This is a genomic window from Actinokineospora inagensis DSM 44258 (assembly GCF_000482865.1).
Classification (GTDB): Bacteria; Actinomycetota; Actinomycetes; order Mycobacteriales; family Pseudonocardiaceae; genus Actinokineospora; species Actinokineospora inagensis.
Window position 1 is genome coordinate 16,438 of the sequence record NZ_AXWW01000035.1, and the last position, 15,017, is coordinate 31,454.

The following is a 15,017-nucleotide window of genomic DNA, read 5'->3' on the forward strand; positions in this document are numbered from 1 at the left end:
CGGGACACTGCTGGGGTGGGGTACGACTGGGTCAGCTTCACCACCGACTACGGCCTCGCGGACGGCTTCCCAGCGGTCTGCGAGGGGGTGATCGCGCGCGTGGCGCCGCATGCACGGGTCTTGCACGTCAGCCACGAGGTCGCGCGACAGGACATACGGCGAGGGGCGGCGCTGCTCGCGCAGGCGGTGACGTACCTACCGCGCGCGGTGCACCTGGCAGTCGTCGATCCCGGGGTGGGTACCGCGCGTAGACCGGTGGCGGTGGTGTCGCCGGAAGGGGTGTTCATCGGACCGGACAACGGCTTGTTGATACCGGCCGCGGAAGTGCTCGGGGGAGTTACCGCTGCCTACGAGATCACTGAGTTCTACCTGCAGCCCGTGTCGGCTACCTTCCACGGTCGCGACATCTTCGCCCCCGCCGCCGCGAATCTGGCCAACGGCGTTAGCCCTGCCGACCTCGGCCCCTCCATCGACCTAAGCGAGTTGATACGGCTACCTGCGCCGGTAACCACGGTGGAGCCGGGCAGGATCACCACCGAGGTACTGGGCGCGGACACTTACGGCAACGTGCAACTGGCTGCGACAGAACTGGGCGCCGACCCGGGCGCGGTGGTGCACGCCCAGGTCGGCGACCGGTCCTTGGAGGCGGTCGTCGGCCGCACGTTCGCCGACGCTTCAGCAGGTAGCGCCGTCGTGCTGGTCGACTCGGCCGGTCAAGTGGCGATCGCGGTCAACGGTGGCTCGGCCGCCGCGATCCTGCGGGCACAGCCCGGTGACCGGGTCGTGCTGCTGCTGGCAGGCTAGAAGGTGATCTTCCAGGAGTTGAGGTAGCCGGTGTCGTAGCCGGCGGTGTCGCGCACCGACAGCTTCCAGGCGCCGTTGGCGGCCTCGCCGGAGAGGTCCACCGGGAACTGGGTCACCAGGTCGGCGCCGCCGTCGCCCGGGTTCGGCTTGCGCAGCGAGAAGGTGGTGCCGTCCGGGGCGACCAGGGTGACGTCCAGGTCGCCGCGGTAGGTGTGCACGATGTTGACGTCGATCTTGGCGGTCGCGGGCGCGTTGCCGGTGCGGCCGTCGATGGTGATGGTCGAGGTCACCGCGGCGGCGTTGTCCGGGATCGGCACGTCGTCGGTGTTCTCCCACGGGCCGCCCGGCTGCTGGCCGCCGCCCTGCGCGGCCTTGAGCGCGTTGACGCGGCCGTCGCCGTAGAAGGTGTTCTTCGCGGTCGAGCCCTTGCAGCGGCTGTCGCCGCAAGCGATGTCGTCGGCCTGCGCGGCGATCTTGGCCTTGAGGTCCGCCGGGGTCAGGCTCGGGGTGACGCTCTTGAGCAGCGCCGCGACACCGACCACGTGCGGGGTGGCCATCGAGGTGCCCGACATCGAGCCGTAGTTGCCGCCGGGCAGCGTGGAGTACACGTTGTCGCCGGGGGCGGCCACGTCGACCTTGTTGGCGAAGTTGGAGAACGACGACTTGGTGTTGCTGCCGGTGATCGACGCGACGGTCAGCGACGAGTCCAGCTCACCCGGCACGATCTTGCAGGACGAGGTCACCGGGCGGCTCGACGGCGTCGAGTCGTCCGGGCTCAGCGTGTCGGTCGACTTGTTGTCCAGGTCGGTGTTCTCGTTGCCCGCCGCGACCACGTTCAGCACGCCCTTGCCGGTGGCGTAGTCGGCGGCGCGCTTCACGGCCTCCAGGATCGCGGCCTGGTCGACGTTGTTCGGGCAGTTCGCCCACCACGGGTCAGTCCAGTAGCTGTTGTTGGTGATCGCGAAACCGTTGTCGCCCGCGTACACGAAACCGCAGACCACGTTCTCCGGGAAGAACAGTTGAGTGGTCGGTTCCGCGACGCGGACCGACGCGATGTGCACGCCCGGCGCGACCCCAACGACGCCCTTACCGTTCTTGGCGGCCGCGATCGTGCCCGCCACGTGCGTGCCGTGGTCGGCGACCGGGCGCCACGAACCCGCGCGGGTGTCCAGCTTGCCGTAGGCACAAGAGGCGGACTTCGAGCTGTCGAAGTTCGGCTTCAGGTCGTAGTGCTGGTCGTCGACGCCGGTGTCCAGGATGCCGACGAGCACGCTCGACGACCCCTGGTTGACGTCCCACGCCTTGTCGGCACCGATCTGGGTCATGTCCTGGCGGGAGGTCTCGGCCGCGGTCGGGGTGGTCTCCGAGGGCGCGGTCGGGATCGCCGGGTTCTGCGCGTCGGCGGGCACGTCCGAGGTGCGGGACGCGCCGACCTGCTGCACGCCCGACACCTGGCGCATCTTCGTCGGGAAGTCCGCGGCGGAGGAGTGCGCCACGATCACGCCGATCGCGTCGTAAGAGGCGAAGACAGTGCCACCGTTGCTGGTGACAGCCGACTTCGCGCCGCTGGTGTTGTTCGGCGCGGTAAGCACCAGGTAGGCGCGCAACCCCGCCGCGGCGGCCACCGTGCGGCCGGTACCCGGCTTGCCGGGGCCCGCGGCGGCGACACCAGCCATGGGCGTGATCAGGCCGACGCTGAGCGCGACGATGATCGCCGTGCGCCTCAGCCCGGCGCGGGAACGCAGGAACACGATGTCCTCCGGGGGCGGTTCTGAAGGGGCAGGGTCCCCCTCATCCGGGCCATGATGACGAAAAACAGCCGCCGGGAGAATTGTTGGCGAAAAAAAGAGTTCAAACGGCCCAGAGAACCCGCAAAACGCCGAAGGCCGCCCCCCGCAGGGACGGCCTTCGCGCGATTTACCAGGCTTAGAACGTGATCTTCCACGAATTGAGGTGGCCGGTGTCCGAGACGTAGAGGTCTTGCAGCCGCAGCTTCCAGGTTCCGTTCGCCACCTTGCTCGACGCATTCACGGAATAAGTGGCGACGATGTTGTCGGCGGCGTCGCTGGTGGAGGGGTTCTTGAGCCGGTACGAGGTGCCGTCCGGGGCGATCAGGTCGAGGACCACGTCGCCGCGGTAGGTGTGCACCACGTTGACGTCGACCTTGACCGTGCCCGCGTTCCCGGGGACGCCGGTGACCACGATCGGGCTGGTCACCGCCGGTCCCGCGTCGGGTATGGGCACGTCAGTGGGGTTGCCGAAGGGGAACCCGACCACAGCGTCCAACGCGTCGACCCGGCCCTCACCGTAGAAGTTGTTCTTCGCGGTGGTCCCGGCGCAGCGCGCGTCGGCGCACGGCAGGTCGTCGGCTTCCAGCGCGAGGCGGGCCCTCAGATCGGCGACGGACAGCGTCGGGTTCGCGCTGAGCATAAGTGCGGCGACCCCGGCGACGTGCGGGGTGGCCATCGAAGTACCGGACGCGTTGCCGTATTTGCCGCCGGGCAGCGTCGAATAGACAGCGTCGCCCGGACCGGCCAAAGCGATCTTGTTGGTGCCGAAGTTGGAGAACGCCGACTTCACGTTCGAGGAATTGATGGACGAAACGGTCAGCACGCTCGGCAGTTCATTGGGCACGGCCAGGCACGCGCTGGTCACCGGGCGCGACGCTGGGGTCGCGTCGTCCGGGCTGGTCGTATCGGTCGTCTTGTTCGCCAGGTCGATGTTCTCGTTGCCCGCGGCGACCACGTTCAGCACGCCCTTGCCCTCGGCGTACGCGGCCGCCCGCTTCACACCCTCCAGGATGGCGGCCTGGTCGGCGTCGCTCGGGCAGTTGAACAGCCACGGGTCGGTGTAGTAGCTGTTGTTGGTGATCTTGAAGCCCTGGTCGGCGGAGAACACGAACGCGCAGATCGTGTTCTCGGCGAAGAACAACCCGCTCGGGTTCTCCGCGATCCGCACGCTGGCCACGTGCACGCTCGGCGCGACACCGACGACGCCCTTACCGTTTTTCGCGGCCGCGATCGTGCCCGCCACGTGCGTGCCGTGGTCAGCGGTCGGGCGCCACGAACCGGGCCGCGTGTCGAGTTTGCCGTAGGCACAAGAGGCAGACTTGGTGGCGTCGAAATTGGACTTGAGGTCGTAGTGCTGGTCGTCGACCCCGGTGTCCAGCACACCCACGGTGATCAGCGGCGAACCCGTGTTGACCGGCCACGCCTGGTCGGCCTTGATCTGGGTCATGTCCGGCCTGCTGGTCTCAGCCGCGGTCGGGATCACCTCGGTTGGGGCGGCCGGGATCGGCGGGTTGTCCGCCTGTGTCGGCACGTCCACCGTCCGGGTGGCACCCACCAGTTGGACCCCGGTTACAGCCCGCATCTTGGTCGCGAAGTCGGACGCCGCCGAGTGCGCCACGACCACGCCGATCACGTCGTACGACGCGTACACCGACCCCCCGTTGGTGGCGACGGCCGACTTGGCCCCGGAGGTGTCCCCCGGGGCGGTGATCACCAGGTAAGCCCGCTGCCCGGCGACCGCGGCCGCCGGACTCCCGCTCATCCCGACCAGGGCGGCCGCCGCCACGACCACGGCCGCCGCCGCCCGACGGAAACGCTCGAACACGATCAGCCCTCCACGGCGCGGACCACCCGGCCGGGTCGGCCGGGTCGCAGCCCCCGCGCCCACGCCGTGGACACTCGCACGGAACCCGGCGTTTCCCGCCGGATTGCCGCCTAATTGAACTCGATCGAGTTACCTCGGCCGGGCACCTCCACCCGCGCGCCCGCAGGCCCCAACTCCTGGAACCGCTCGTACGACCCTTCCCGCATCCCCTCGGCCAAGGTCAGGTCGTGCACCGGCACCGCCACCCGCGGCGCCACCGCCCGGAAGTAGTCGATCGCCTCCCCCAACTTCAACCACGGCGCCCCGGTCGGCAACGCCAAGACGTCGACCTTCTGCTCCGGCACCACGAACGAGTCACCCGGGTAGTAGAAGGCGCCGTGGTCGATCAGGTAACCGACGTTCGGAATGACCGGGATGTCCTGGTGGATGACCGCGTGCTCGCCACCGACCACGCTGAGCACCGACCCCCCGATCGGCAGGCTGTCCCCCGAGTGGACAACTCGCTCCCGGAGCCCCAACTTCTCGACCTCGACCGCCGTCCCGGGATCCACCACCAACTCGGCGTGCTGGTTCGCCGCCATCAACCCCGGCAACCGATTCGGGTCGAAGTGGTCGAAGTGCTGGTGCGTGATGAGGACGGCGTCCAGGTCCCGCAGGTCCTCGAACCCCGGCGAGAACATCCCCGGGTCCACCAACACCCGCGCCGCCCCGGTCTCCACCAATACACACGCATGTCCGAACAAAGTCAGCTTCACCCGTCCAGCGTATCCGGGCCATCACCTTTGCGATGGCCCACACGCTTACTCTCCGCGATAGACGGCAGTTGTTTCACCCGGTGGTAACACGAAGATCGCCCGTCCGATGCACAGGCGTATGTCGTACAGCTCCGGGAGTGCATCATGATCGAGACGTTGCCCATGGCCAGATCCACCGCGCGTGGGTTGCTCGCGTTGGGGTTGCTGGTGGTCGGTTTCGCGGTGGCCGGGTGCAACTCGTCGGGGACGAACGCCGCGGCGCCGGCTCTCTCGACGATCACATCAACGTCCACAACTGTCTCGACGTCCACCCTGACGTCCACAACCACCACGACGACCAGCAGCAGCACGACCACGCCGCCGCCCACGACAACCACCACGGTCCCCGCCGCTCCCGTTGTCACCACCAAGAAGCCGGTCGTCGTCACCACCACCACAACGAAGCGACCCGCCCCCGTACCCGCGCCGGTCAAGACGACGACGGTGAAACCCGTGTCCAACTGCGACCCGAACTACTCCGGCTGCGTTCCCATCGCCAGCGACGTCGACTGCGCGGGCGGTTCGGGCAACGGCCCCGCTTACGTCAGCGGCCCCGTGCGGGTGATCGGCCGCGACATCTACGGCTTGGACAACGACGGCGACGGTATCGGCTGCGAGAAGTAACCGTCAGGATAGCCCAAAAGCCTTCTCCACCAACCGATCGATCACCTCCGCGGCACCGCCGCCCGCCACCAGCTCCCGCACCGCCTCCACCAATTCCGCCGCGGCAGCGGTTTCCGGATCCGGCAACGGAAACCGCTGCACGTACTGCGTGATCCACCGCCGCCGCCCCGAATAGAGCCGGTTCCCACACACCTCGTCGTAGAACCGCAACCCCAACGCCGAGTTCGCCACCCCCAACATCAGGTACGCGACCCGCTCATCCCCGATGTCCGCCACCGAGATCCAATAACAATCCCCATTCACCACCGCCCCCGACCGGTCATACGCGAACCTCCCCCGCTCGCTGATGTCCGGAAACACAATCTTCGCCCCCACCCACCTCCCCGGCCGCTGCGGCACCCAAATCTCATACCACTCCCGCCCCGCGTCCCGAACGTACTTCCGCCCCTTCAACCTCTCCGCGTGCGAATTGAGATAGGCCATCGCCCCCGGGTACTCGGCCATATCAAGGAGAGTCCGCCGATCCCGGCCAAGGTCATACGGATACAACACACTCGCGCGCGGGGTCCCGACCCGCCAGGCTTGGACGTCTTCGTGGGTAACCAGCGGCAACACCAACTCCGGCTCCACACCGTCCCATTCCTCCCGGATGAACACGGCATCAGCGGTGGTCTTGATCCCAACCCGAATCTTGGCCACCTGACCAAACGTACGCCAAGTCGCCGCGTTGACCCGCTCCAACCAGTCACCCCGACGCCTCAGCCGCCACGGCTCCGTCGAATCAGCCCGATCAGCCAATTCGCCAACCTGCACAGCCACGGCCTTGCCACCATGCTCGATCACACTGTCCGCGTCCGCGCGCAAAGCTTCAAACAGCGACACATCGCTCGTCACCACGGCACCTTCATCACGGTAAGCAGTGGCGAATCGACACCTCCCCGAACTCTCGGTCCTGCTCGCAATCACGATCGCGGGCAGGACCGCCGCACTGAACAACCTGGTGTCCCCCAGATCATAAAGCTCGATCGGATGCAGATCCCCGTCGAACAGACTCCGCACATTAGCCCCAGCCCTGGTACTCAGAAACCGATTGGAGCACAACAACCCCATCACCCCACCCGCCCGCAGCAACCGCGGAAAACTCCCAACAAACGGATGCGTCAGGTCAATCCGCCCCACCAGATTGAACCCCCCCGCCAAAACCCGCGCCGCCTCCGCACCCAACTGCTGAGTCCGCACATACGGCGGATTCGTAATGATCACATCGAACGAGTCGGGCTCCAGTCCCGCCGCCTCAACAATGAAGTCCCCTTCGTGCCAGGAACCACCCAGCCCGCTTTCCCGCGCCCGCTTCTCCGCCAGCCGCACCGCTTCCCCATCGAGGTCATAGCCCGTCAACTCGACAGCGACCCCCGCCCAAAGCCGCCCGACGACCCGCGCCGCCGCGAACAGCAACTCGCCATCACCACACGCCGGGTCCAACACCCGCACCACATCCAGACCAGACATGTTGCGCGCCACCGACTCCGCCAAGAACTCAGCCAACCCCACCGGCGTGTAATGCCTCCCGTGACGCTTGACCTCCGCGGCATCCACCCGGCCGAGCCCACCACCCATCCGGCACCTCTCATCCACCACGCCGCACACCCGAGCGTTGATTCTGCCTGATCCCCCGACACCACCCGGTTCGCGACGAGTGTCCGGCAGACCGTCACTCACAGAGTCATCCAGCCGGGTCAGACCCACAGTCATCACACATTAGGATGACACCCGTTCGATGTACGGCTCACCGAGAGCGGGGTCGTTCCTGAGAGAACAGCATCCCGACCGTGGTTGACCCGCTGATCCAGGCGGGTTTGGGTGCCGGCCAGGTGACGAGAACCAGATCGTGGTTGTGGTCGTTGAGAACAAGCAGTGGTCGGCGGTCGATGCCGTGGCCGAATCCAACATGGTCTCGCTGCCCAAACTACCCGTGCAACCAGATCTGGGCGTACTGCCTCGAACTGACGAGCTACTACGTCGCCACGGGCGATGCTGGTAGAACTCGGCATTCCCCCGTTACCGTCATAGCACCCCGGTATGACGGAGGGCGTGTTCGGCGAAAAACGGGGCCGAGGCAGAATTGAACGCCAGCACTTTCTGTCCGTCGAATCGCGCCAAGGCCACGTCGAGGTCGTCAGTGATACCGGAGACGCGCGCATTGCGGTACGACCGACCACACGCATCGACCAGGACGTAAGCCGCGTTCGAACAGTTCATCGCACCCAGGGTGCACGTGGGCATCGTGTTCGCGGTGTTGAGGCGTTCCTTCGCGGTCGCCTCGGCACGCCGTTTGATGTGGGCGAGGCGCAGCAGTGATACGGGTAGTTCGCGGTGGCAGAGGCTGCAGCGCAAGGATTCGGCCGATCCGAGGTCCGCGTTCACGCCGGATCACCCAGGGGGACCCGCGGCCACCCCACCGGTTGATCGGGTGCCCGCACTCCCTGGACGAAGACGAGGTAGCTGGTGGACTTGGGGTTGCGCAGCACGGCCATAGCGTCTCTCACCTCGTCACCATGCGAATCGGTCTTCCACCCCCACGTGAGGCTGTCCATCCCGATGCCGAGGTTCTCACGCGCCGCCGCTTGGCCGACGTAGACATAAAGGTATCGAGGCACTGTCTCCTTCTACCACCGTGTACGACCGTCTTGCCGCTCGTGGGCATTCAGGGGCGCGATCCTGCTCTCGATCCTGTCAAGACGAGCGAGAATGAAGCCAAGCAACTCCCGCACGTCGTCGAGGCGATCCAGGGCCGGGTCTCCCGTTCCACCCACTTTCGGTGGACTCTCCCCTCTCAAGACCGCTAGGAGGTGCTGCGGGTGCAGTTCCAACGCGGCCGAGAGAGCTTCCAGGGTCCGCGGGCTCCGGGACCGGATCACAGTCCCGCCTGCTATCTCCCGGACAACCAGTTTCGAGACCTGCGACCGCTGGACCAGCCGCGCCTGCGGCATCTCAAGCTCGACCAAGCGCTCCCGGACACACCTGGCGACCGCGCCCCAGTCATCACCCACACACCCTCCAACCCACCACATGCGGTCAATATGGTACCAATTATAGGTCAATACAGCCCAACGAACGGCTCGCACCCGTGAAGAGACCCGACCACCGCCAAGTAGCGACCACTGCGTTGTCATCACCTGCCGCACGGGTGGCCTTCGTGGCAGGCTTGATCTCGACCACCCAACTGCTGGTCGCCGAGTACGCGGCGAACACGTGGCCCACGATCACCGTGTTCGCCGTCCCGGCGCTTCTGGCCGCGCACACAGTAGTGGGCAGTGGAGGCAACCGACGCCGTGTCCGCCAAACAGTTCCATCGAAACGTCCACCGCACCCCGATGCCTGGGCTTGTTGCGGCAGCCGCCCGATACGGTCACCATGACCGAAACCGAGCCTCATTCGGAACACGCTCCAGCTTATCCCCCGACAGCACTGGGACGCGATCAAGAAAGACATCAAACCGATCTACACCGCGCCGATCCAGGATGCCACTCTCGCCACCTGGAGGACCTGGAGGAGAAAGGGGAAGCAGTGATCGAGCGCCGCACTGGGACGCCGATGATGCCGCAACCCCAGAGCCGTTCGCCCCGGGTGGTCGTGAATACGCGCGTCCGATGCCGTCTACAGGAGTCGCGGGGTATCGCGAACGACAAGGCGAATTTCTCGACCTGGGGCATGTTTCCGCAGGTTGATGCCGGGCGGGAATCCAACGATGAGGTAGCTCCGGCCTGCGCAACGCAAGCCCACCTACGGGTCATCGCTCGCGGAGGTGTCTGCCCAGGATGCCCAGGTCGTCGTCCATTTCGCTGAGCAGAGTGGTCATCTTGTCGAGTCGGCTCTCCAGGGCGGCCAGCCGGTCGAGTATGACGTAGGACCGGTCTTCGGGGCTGTGGATGGTTTCCACGGTCCTTCCTTCGAGGATGCCCGAGAGGTGCCGGGGGTGCAGTCCCAACGCGACGGACATCGCCTCCAGGGTGCGGGGGCTGCGGCGGCGTTGGACCAGGTTGTGCTGGAGTTCGCGGACGACGACCTTGGAGAGGTTGGACCGGTCGATCACGTCTTGTTGGGACAGGCCGAGCACCCGCATCCGCTCCACGATGGTCCACGCCACCGCGGCCCAGTCCTCGGTCACCGGTCCTCCCACGTCCACCCGGGACCGACTTTATAGGTTGCCCCTCGATCAACGGTGTAGACATACCGGCCCGACCACTGGGAATATTTTGACCCGATATCGCCTAAGTCGGCTGAAGCCGTCCACATCGGAGGTCAGATGCACGCCCCCTTGACCGCTCGCGTCCTCTTCGTCAGCACCTTGATCGTGGTGGCCCAGTGGTCCGCCATCGCCGACCAGGCCAACCCCTGGCTCCTGCTCGCGACCCTCGTACCCCCCGCCTTCTTGGCCGCCCACGCCCTCTTCACCACACCAGCGCGAATCATTCGGCAGGAAAGGAACCGCCACCGCCCGTGATCCTGCGTGCAAGGAACTACTCCGGTCCCACCCGGGCCGTAACGCGGCAGGGCTTACCCCAAGTGTCCGAAGGATCAGTGGCGCACTTGTGCGAGCAAGGTCCCGCGCGATGCGGGACGGATCCGGGAGGGTGTGATGATCTTCGCATGGTGCGTGACGTGATACGAAGAGTGCTGGAAGCTCAGCCGGAGTACAGCGCGGAGAACACCCCGGCGATGCAGCGTCGCGGAGAGTTGATCCGCAAACAGATGACGGGCTGGATTGAGGGCTTATTACCTGAGCTCCGGGCCGTGTCAGTAGAAGATCTGCGAGTTGACGCCAGTGACGGAAAAGGCCTCCGCAGCGAGATCCCATGGGTGCGCGTTCACTCGGCCAGCAGATCTCCCAGGGCCACCGATGGATGGTATGTCGTCTACCTGTTCGACGCCTGCGGAGAAGCTGTCTTCTTGACACTCATACAGGGCACCACAAAGTGGAATGGTGGTTCACCAGTGGACCGGCCCTTGGCCGAGTTACGTGCCCGTGTCGCATGGGCAAGAACTGCGCTCACACCTGCCCTGGGGCAGCGGCCCGACCTGGTCTAGGCGATCTCGTTGAAGGGCCGAGCGAGTAGACGCGCATTTGGATATGAGGTTGGCATGGTCGCAGCCTTCGAATACCGCATCGATACGCTCCCCACTGAGGAGGTGTTCAAGACAGACCTGCTGTTCATGGCCTCCGTGCTACAAGAACTGCACGTGGCGGAAAGCGGCTCGGAAGCGGTGCCCGGCGAGTTGGCCCCGGAAATCTCTGATGCGATCAGTGTGGCAGACCGCGTCGCGGGACGACGTCGCGCAGGCCAGGGCATGCGGCTAAGCCACGCCGAGCGCGCGGCAATCGAGGACCATTCTGTCGCCCTCGCCCGCGGCCACTTGGAGGCGAAGGGCTACTCGGTTCGCGATTTCGGAGCCACCGAGTCCTACGACCTCGACGCCAGACGCCGAAGCGAACGCCTCTACGTAGAGGTGAAAGGTACTACATCTCTTGGCGAGGAGGTGATCCTGACTAAGAACGAAGTCGACCTCAATGACGAGAAGTACCCGAATACGATGTTGATCATCGTAAGCGGTATCCACCTCGACCGCACCACCATTCCACCGAATGCGTCAGGTGGTTCGGTTCGAGAGGCACACCCTTGGCGAATAGCGGCGACCGACTTGACCCCGATCTCGTTCAGGTACCGGGTGAACCAAGTCGGTGTCGACACACCCCAGGACCGGTAGAGCTTCAGGCCCTCCGCCTGGCCGTATGGTTCGCCAGGCGGAGGCCAATACCATGCTCGACCACCTCGACACCATCGGCCGCGAGATCAATGACGCCAGCCCGGCCAGGCTCCAAGAGCTCTACGCCGCCCTCGACCTGGAACTGCTCTACAACGCACAAGACCGGATGCTCGACGTCAGCATCAGGTCTGGTAGGGGTAGTAAGCGTGTCCGAGAGGGGACTTGAACCCCTACGCCCGTTAAGGGCACTAGCACCTCAAGCTAGCGCGTCTGCCATTCCGCCACCCGGACTTGGTGGAGGGGAGTCTAGCGCCTGGTGAGGTGGACCTCGTCGCCGAGGGTTAGGGGGCCGGGGGTGAGGGTGGCGTATTTGGCGCCGAAGGTGACGCCGGGGCGGGTGGGGTGGCGGCGGTAGGTGGCGAGGGTTCGGGTGGGTTCGGGGCCTTTTCGCTCGCCGGTGGACTGGTCGACGGTGGGGACGGCGCAGCGGATGGCTTCGGTGGAGTAGCCGAGGTGGACGGGGCCGATGGTCAACGTGGCCGCGGTGTCCTCGGTGTGCGGGGTGGGCCAGCCGGTGATGACGATGTTGGGGCGGAAGCGGTCCATGGGGATGGGGGTTCCGCCAGCGGCGGTGATGCGGGTGTTGAGTTCGACCAACGAGGAGTCCGAGGTGACCAGGACGGCGTGGGCGTCGCCGAATCCGACTTTGCCGGGGTGCAGGCCCCAGCCGTCGCGGTCGTGGTCCGGGGGGACGCGGACGAGGCGGACGTCGCGGTCGAGGACCTCGCTGCACCACTTGGCGGCCAGGTCACCCTGGTCCACGGCGGGGCCGAACCACTTGTTGAACAGGCTGACCTCGCGGCGGGGGCCGTCCACGACCGGCTCGACCAGGATGTCGTCGTACCCGGCCACGGACAGCCGGAGGCCGTCGGGGGTCGGGTTGGCGTGGACGACGGCCATGGCGGGGACTTTGCGTTGGCTGAGGAACGTGCCGTCGGCGGCGTCGACGACCATGTACGCGCGGTCCTCGCGCAGGCCGGTCCGCACGACGTCCGCCGTGGAGACCGAAATGCCGTGGAATCCCTTGACGGGGTAGTACGTCAGCGCGGAAACCGTTGCCACGCCGTCCACGCTACCTGCTCACAGGACTTGGTCCAGGAACTTCCGGAGCCTGGGCGCGGTTGGCGACCCGAACACCGCGGCGGGCGGACCGGACTCGACGACCAAGCCGTGGTCGAGGAAGCACACCTGGTCGGCGACCTCGCGGGCGAACCCCATCTCGTGCGTCACGACGACCATGGTCATGCCCGCCGACGACAGTTCCGCCATCAACCCGAGCACGCCCTTCACCAGCTCCGGGTCGAGTGCGCTGGTGGCCTCGTCGAACAGCACGACCTCGGGTTCCATGGCGAGCGCGCGGGCGATCGCCACCCGCTGCCGCTGCCCGCCGGACAGGGCGGACGGCCGGAACGGCGCCTTGTCCGCGAGCCCGACCCGGTCCAGGTAGCGCGACGCCCGGTCGCGCGCCTCTTCCTGGGACAGCCGCAGGACCGACCGCAGCGGCAGCACGAGGTTGTCGAGGACTGTCCGGTGGGCGAACAGGTTGAAGTGCTGGAACACCATGCCGATCCGCCGCCGCAGGACGTTGACGTCGGCCACGCCCGAGCCGTCGAGCAGCACTTCGCCGCGGCTGGGCGGTTCCAACTGGTTGATCGCGCGCAGCAACGTCGACTTGCCCGAACCGGACGGGCCGATCACGCACGTCGTCGTCCCGCGCGGCACCTCCAGGTCGACCCCGCGCAGCACCTCGACCGGGCCGAACGACACGTGCAGGTCACGCACGAGCAGGCTCGAACTCGGCAAGGGTGTCACCTCCCCGAACCGGCTGACCGTCGCGCAGGCGCCGGTCGACGAAGTTGACCAGGTGCGTCAGCGGCACCGTGATCAGCAGGTACACCAACCCGGCCGCGACCAGCGGCGACAGGTTCCCCGTGTTGGCCGCCACGTCCTGCCCGATGCGGAACAGGTCCCGCTGCGAGGCGAGCAACCCGAGGAAGTACACCAGGCTGGAGTCCTTCACCAGCGCGATGAACTGGTTGACGAGAGCGGGCAGCACCCGTCGAACCCCTTGCGGCACAACGACCTTCGCCATGGTCGCCACGTGTGTCATGCCCAGGGCGCGCGCCGCCTCCGACTGTCCTTTGTCGACGCTCTGGATGCCTGCCCGGAAGATCTCGCCGATGTAGGCGGCCGCGATCAGGCTCAACGCGAGGATCCCCAGTGGATACGGGTTCGTGCCGATCACCGGCCGGGCCACGACCGCGAGACCCTGCCCGACCAGCAGGATCGTCACGATCGCGGGCAGACCGCGGAAGATGTCGGTGTACACCCGCGCGGGCCACCGCAGCCACCGCCGGTGGGACAACCCCAGCAGCGCCAACCCGAGCCCCAGCACCGTCCCGAGCACCGCCGAACTGCCCGCCAGGATCAGCGTGTTGACCAGGCCGGTGCGCAGCAGGTCCGGCAGGACCGCGGTGATGTGGTCCCAGTTGAGGAAGGTGTCGACCAGGTCGGACATCAGGACTTGGGCTTGAACTCGTCGGGCACCGGCACCGACGGGATGAACTTGTCGTGCAACCGCAGCCAGGTGCCGTCCGCGATGACCGCGTGCAGGCCGTCGTTCAGCTTGGCGCGCAGTTGGTCGTTGCCCCTGCGCACCGCGAAACCGTGCGGGAGGTCGTTGGCCGCGATGGTCGTGGTGACCGACAGTGCCGGGTCGTCCTTGGCGTACTTCTCGGCGATCGTCAGGTCGACCACCCACGCGTCGACGGTGCCGTTGCGCAGTCCGGCGATGGCGGAGTCGTAGCTGGGGAAGCGCACGACTTGCGCGCCGGGGACGTTGGCACCCAGGTACTTGTCGCCGACGGTGGCCTGGATCACCGCGACCCGCTTGCCGCTCAACAGCTTCGCGTCGGTGATGGTCTTGTCCTTGCTCAGGACGCTGATGTACTCGTAGTTGTACCGGTCGGTGAAGTCCACCGTCTTGCGCCGCTCGTCGGTCTGCGCGATGGCGGACGAGCCGACGTCGAAGGTCTTGTTGGCGACCTGGCCGAGCAGGGCGGAGAAGTCGGTGCCGACGAACTCGGTCTGGTACCCGGCTTTCGCGGCGACGGCTTTGAACAGTTCGTTGTCGAAGCCGGTGTAGACGCCGTTCTCCTGGTAGACGTTGGGCGGGGCGTCGCCGAGGGTGCCGACGCGCAGCGTGCTGGAGTCGCCTGCGTCGGCCGACGAGGACCCGCAGCCCGCCAACGCGGTGGTGGCGGCGATCCCGGCGATGGCGAGCGCGATCGCGCGCCGCAGTGAGGTTCTCATCGGTCTTCCCGTCTTCATGTGCTTGTCGCACAAGAGGATCAC

At 66.6% G+C, this 15,017-nt stretch carries 19 protein-coding genes, 1 tRNA gene and 1 pseudogene; 7 read left to right on the forward strand and 14 right to left on the reverse strand.

The features are described 5' to 3' along the window. Positions 1-15 precede the first annotated feature (15 nt). Entirely contained in the window at positions 16-804 is a 789-nt protein-coding gene (locus H504_RS0114975) for an SAM hydrolase/SAM-dependent halogenase family protein (protein WP_026423417.1), read from the forward strand. Here the strand turns inward: H504_RS0114975 and H504_RS0114980 are convergent. From H504_RS0114980 to H504_RS0114995, 4 genes are all read right to left on the reverse strand, one after another. Next, positions 801-2,555, reverse strand: coding sequence for a S8 family peptidase (locus tag H504_RS0114980; RefSeq protein WP_026423418.1), 1,755 nt, complete (start codon positions 2,553-2,555; stop codon positions 801-803). The two genes, H504_RS0114975 and H504_RS0114980, sit on opposite strands and share 4 nt — an antisense overlap. Before the next feature lie 175 nt (positions 2,556-2,730). Then, a complete protein-coding gene (locus tag H504_RS0114985) occupies positions 2,731-4,419 on the reverse strand; it encodes a S8 family peptidase (RefSeq protein ID WP_245614262.1) in 1,689 nt (562 codons plus the stop codon). A gap of 110 nt (positions 4,420-4,529) precedes the next feature. Beyond that, positions 4,530-5,174 (reverse strand): MBL fold metallo-hydrolase, encoded by a 645-nt coding sequence (locus tag H504_RS0114990; RefSeq protein ID WP_026423420.1) that lies wholly within the window; start codon positions 5,172-5,174, stop codon positions 4,530-4,532. Then, positions 5,171-5,647, reverse strand: a complete 477-nt coding sequence (locus tag H504_RS0114995; RefSeq protein WP_157440428.1) for a hypothetical protein — start codon at positions 5,645-5,647, stop codon at positions 5,171-5,173. The genes H504_RS0114990 and H504_RS0114995 overlap by 4 nt, the downstream gene beginning before the upstream one ends. Before the next feature lie 19 nt (positions 5,648-5,666). On the opposite strand from H504_RS0114995, the gene H504_RS35270 reads away from it, so the two are divergent. Then, positions 5,667-5,837 carry a hypothetical protein gene (locus tag H504_RS35270; protein ID WP_211239325.1) on the forward strand — a complete coding sequence of 57 codons (171 nt, stop codon included), beginning with the start codon at positions 5,667-5,669 and terminating at the stop codon, positions 5,835-5,837. Between the two features lie 3 nt (positions 5,838-5,840). Here the strand turns inward: H504_RS35270 and H504_RS0115005 are convergent, their stop codons facing one another. The 4 genes from H504_RS0115005 to H504_RS0115020 form a co-directional block, all read right to left on the reverse strand. Further along, positions 5,841-7,454 carry an Eco57I restriction-modification methylase domain-containing protein gene (locus tag H504_RS0115005; protein WP_026423422.1) on the reverse strand — a complete coding sequence of 538 codons (1,614 nt, stop codon included), beginning with the start codon at positions 7,452-7,454 and terminating at the stop codon, positions 5,841-5,843. A gap of 447 nt (positions 7,455-7,901) precedes the next feature. Next, positions 7,902-8,261: a hypothetical protein gene (locus H504_RS0115010; RefSeq protein ID WP_026423423.1), complete on the reverse strand. Its 360-nt coding sequence runs from the start codon at positions 8,259-8,261 to the stop codon at positions 7,902-7,904. Further along, on the reverse strand, positions 8,258-8,494 hold the full coding sequence (locus H504_RS35275; protein WP_035304443.1) for a hypothetical protein: 237 nt from the start codon (positions 8,492-8,494) through the stop codon (positions 8,258-8,260). The genes H504_RS0115010 and H504_RS35275 overlap by 4 nt, the downstream gene beginning before the upstream one ends. Positions 8,495-8,503: 9 nt before the next feature. Continuing rightward, positions 8,504-8,887, reverse strand: a complete 384-nt coding sequence (locus H504_RS0115020; RefSeq protein WP_026423424.1) for a hypothetical protein — start codon at positions 8,885-8,887, stop codon at positions 8,504-8,506. Positions 8,888-9,267: 380 nt separating this feature from the next. Here H504_RS0115020 and H504_RS41320 point away from each other — a divergent pair. Then, a pseudogene (locus H504_RS41320) lies at positions 9,268-9,408 on the forward strand (transposase); the annotation flags it as partial. A 219-nt stretch (positions 9,409-9,627) separates the two neighbouring features. Here the strand turns inward: H504_RS41320 and H504_RS0115025 are convergent. Further along, a complete protein-coding gene (locus tag H504_RS0115025) occupies positions 9,628-10,005 on the reverse strand; it encodes a hypothetical protein (protein ID WP_026423425.1) in 378 nt (125 codons plus the stop codon). A 138-nt stretch (positions 10,006-10,143) separates the two neighbouring features. On the opposite strand from H504_RS0115025, the gene H504_RS35280 reads away from it, so the two are divergent. The 4 genes from H504_RS35280 to H504_RS40125 all read left to right on the forward strand — a co-directional run bounded on the left by H504_RS35280 (position 10,144) and on the right by H504_RS40125 (position 11,829). Next, a complete protein-coding gene (locus H504_RS35280; RefSeq protein ID WP_035304444.1) occupies positions 10,144-10,341 on the forward strand; it encodes a hypothetical protein in 198 nt (65 codons plus the stop codon). A 146-nt stretch (positions 10,342-10,487) separates the two neighbouring features. Beyond that, complete coding sequence (locus H504_RS40120) at positions 10,488-10,925, forward strand: MrcB family domain-containing protein (protein WP_084467721.1); 438 nt, start codon at positions 10,488-10,490, stop codon at positions 10,923-10,925. A gap of 54 nt (positions 10,926-10,979) precedes the next feature. Continuing rightward, complete coding sequence (locus tag H504_RS35285) at positions 10,980-11,603, forward strand: protein NO VEIN domain-containing protein (protein WP_026423426.1); 624 nt, start codon at positions 10,980-10,982, stop codon at positions 11,601-11,603. Between the two features lie 25 nt (positions 11,604-11,628). Further along, positions 11,629-11,829, forward strand: coding sequence for a hypothetical protein (locus tag H504_RS40125; protein ID WP_026423427.1), 201 nt, complete (start codon positions 11,629-11,631; stop codon positions 11,827-11,829). On the opposite strand, the gene H504_RS0115045 is transcribed toward H504_RS40125, so the two are convergent. From H504_RS0115045 to H504_RS0115065, 5 genes are all read right to left on the reverse strand, one after another. Then, positions 11,811-11,894: transfer RNA gene (locus H504_RS0115045), tRNA-Leu, on the reverse strand. The two genes, H504_RS40125 and H504_RS0115045, sit on opposite strands and share 19 nt — an antisense overlap. 15 nt (positions 11,895-11,909) lie before the next feature. Next, positions 11,910-12,725: an MOSC domain-containing protein gene (locus H504_RS0115050; RefSeq protein WP_211239326.1), complete on the reverse strand. Its 816-nt coding sequence runs from the start codon at positions 12,723-12,725 to the stop codon at positions 11,910-11,912. An 18-nt stretch (positions 12,726-12,743) separates the two neighbouring features. Further along, on the reverse strand, positions 12,744-13,466 hold the full coding sequence (locus H504_RS0115055; protein ID WP_026423429.1) for an amino acid ABC transporter ATP-binding protein: 723 nt from the start codon (positions 13,464-13,466) through the stop codon (positions 12,744-12,746). Then, positions 13,438-14,181 (reverse strand): amino acid ABC transporter permease, encoded by a 744-nt coding sequence (locus tag H504_RS0115060; RefSeq protein ID WP_026423430.1) that lies wholly within the window; start codon positions 14,179-14,181, stop codon positions 13,438-13,440. The genes H504_RS0115055 and H504_RS0115060 overlap by 29 nt, the downstream gene beginning before the upstream one ends. Further along, positions 14,181-14,975, reverse strand: a complete 795-nt coding sequence (locus H504_RS0115065) for an ABC transporter substrate-binding protein (RefSeq protein WP_026423431.1) — start codon at positions 14,973-14,975, stop codon at positions 14,181-14,183. The genes H504_RS0115060 and H504_RS0115065 overlap by 1 nt, the downstream gene beginning before the upstream one ends. Positions 14,976-15,017 lie beyond the last annotated feature (42 nt).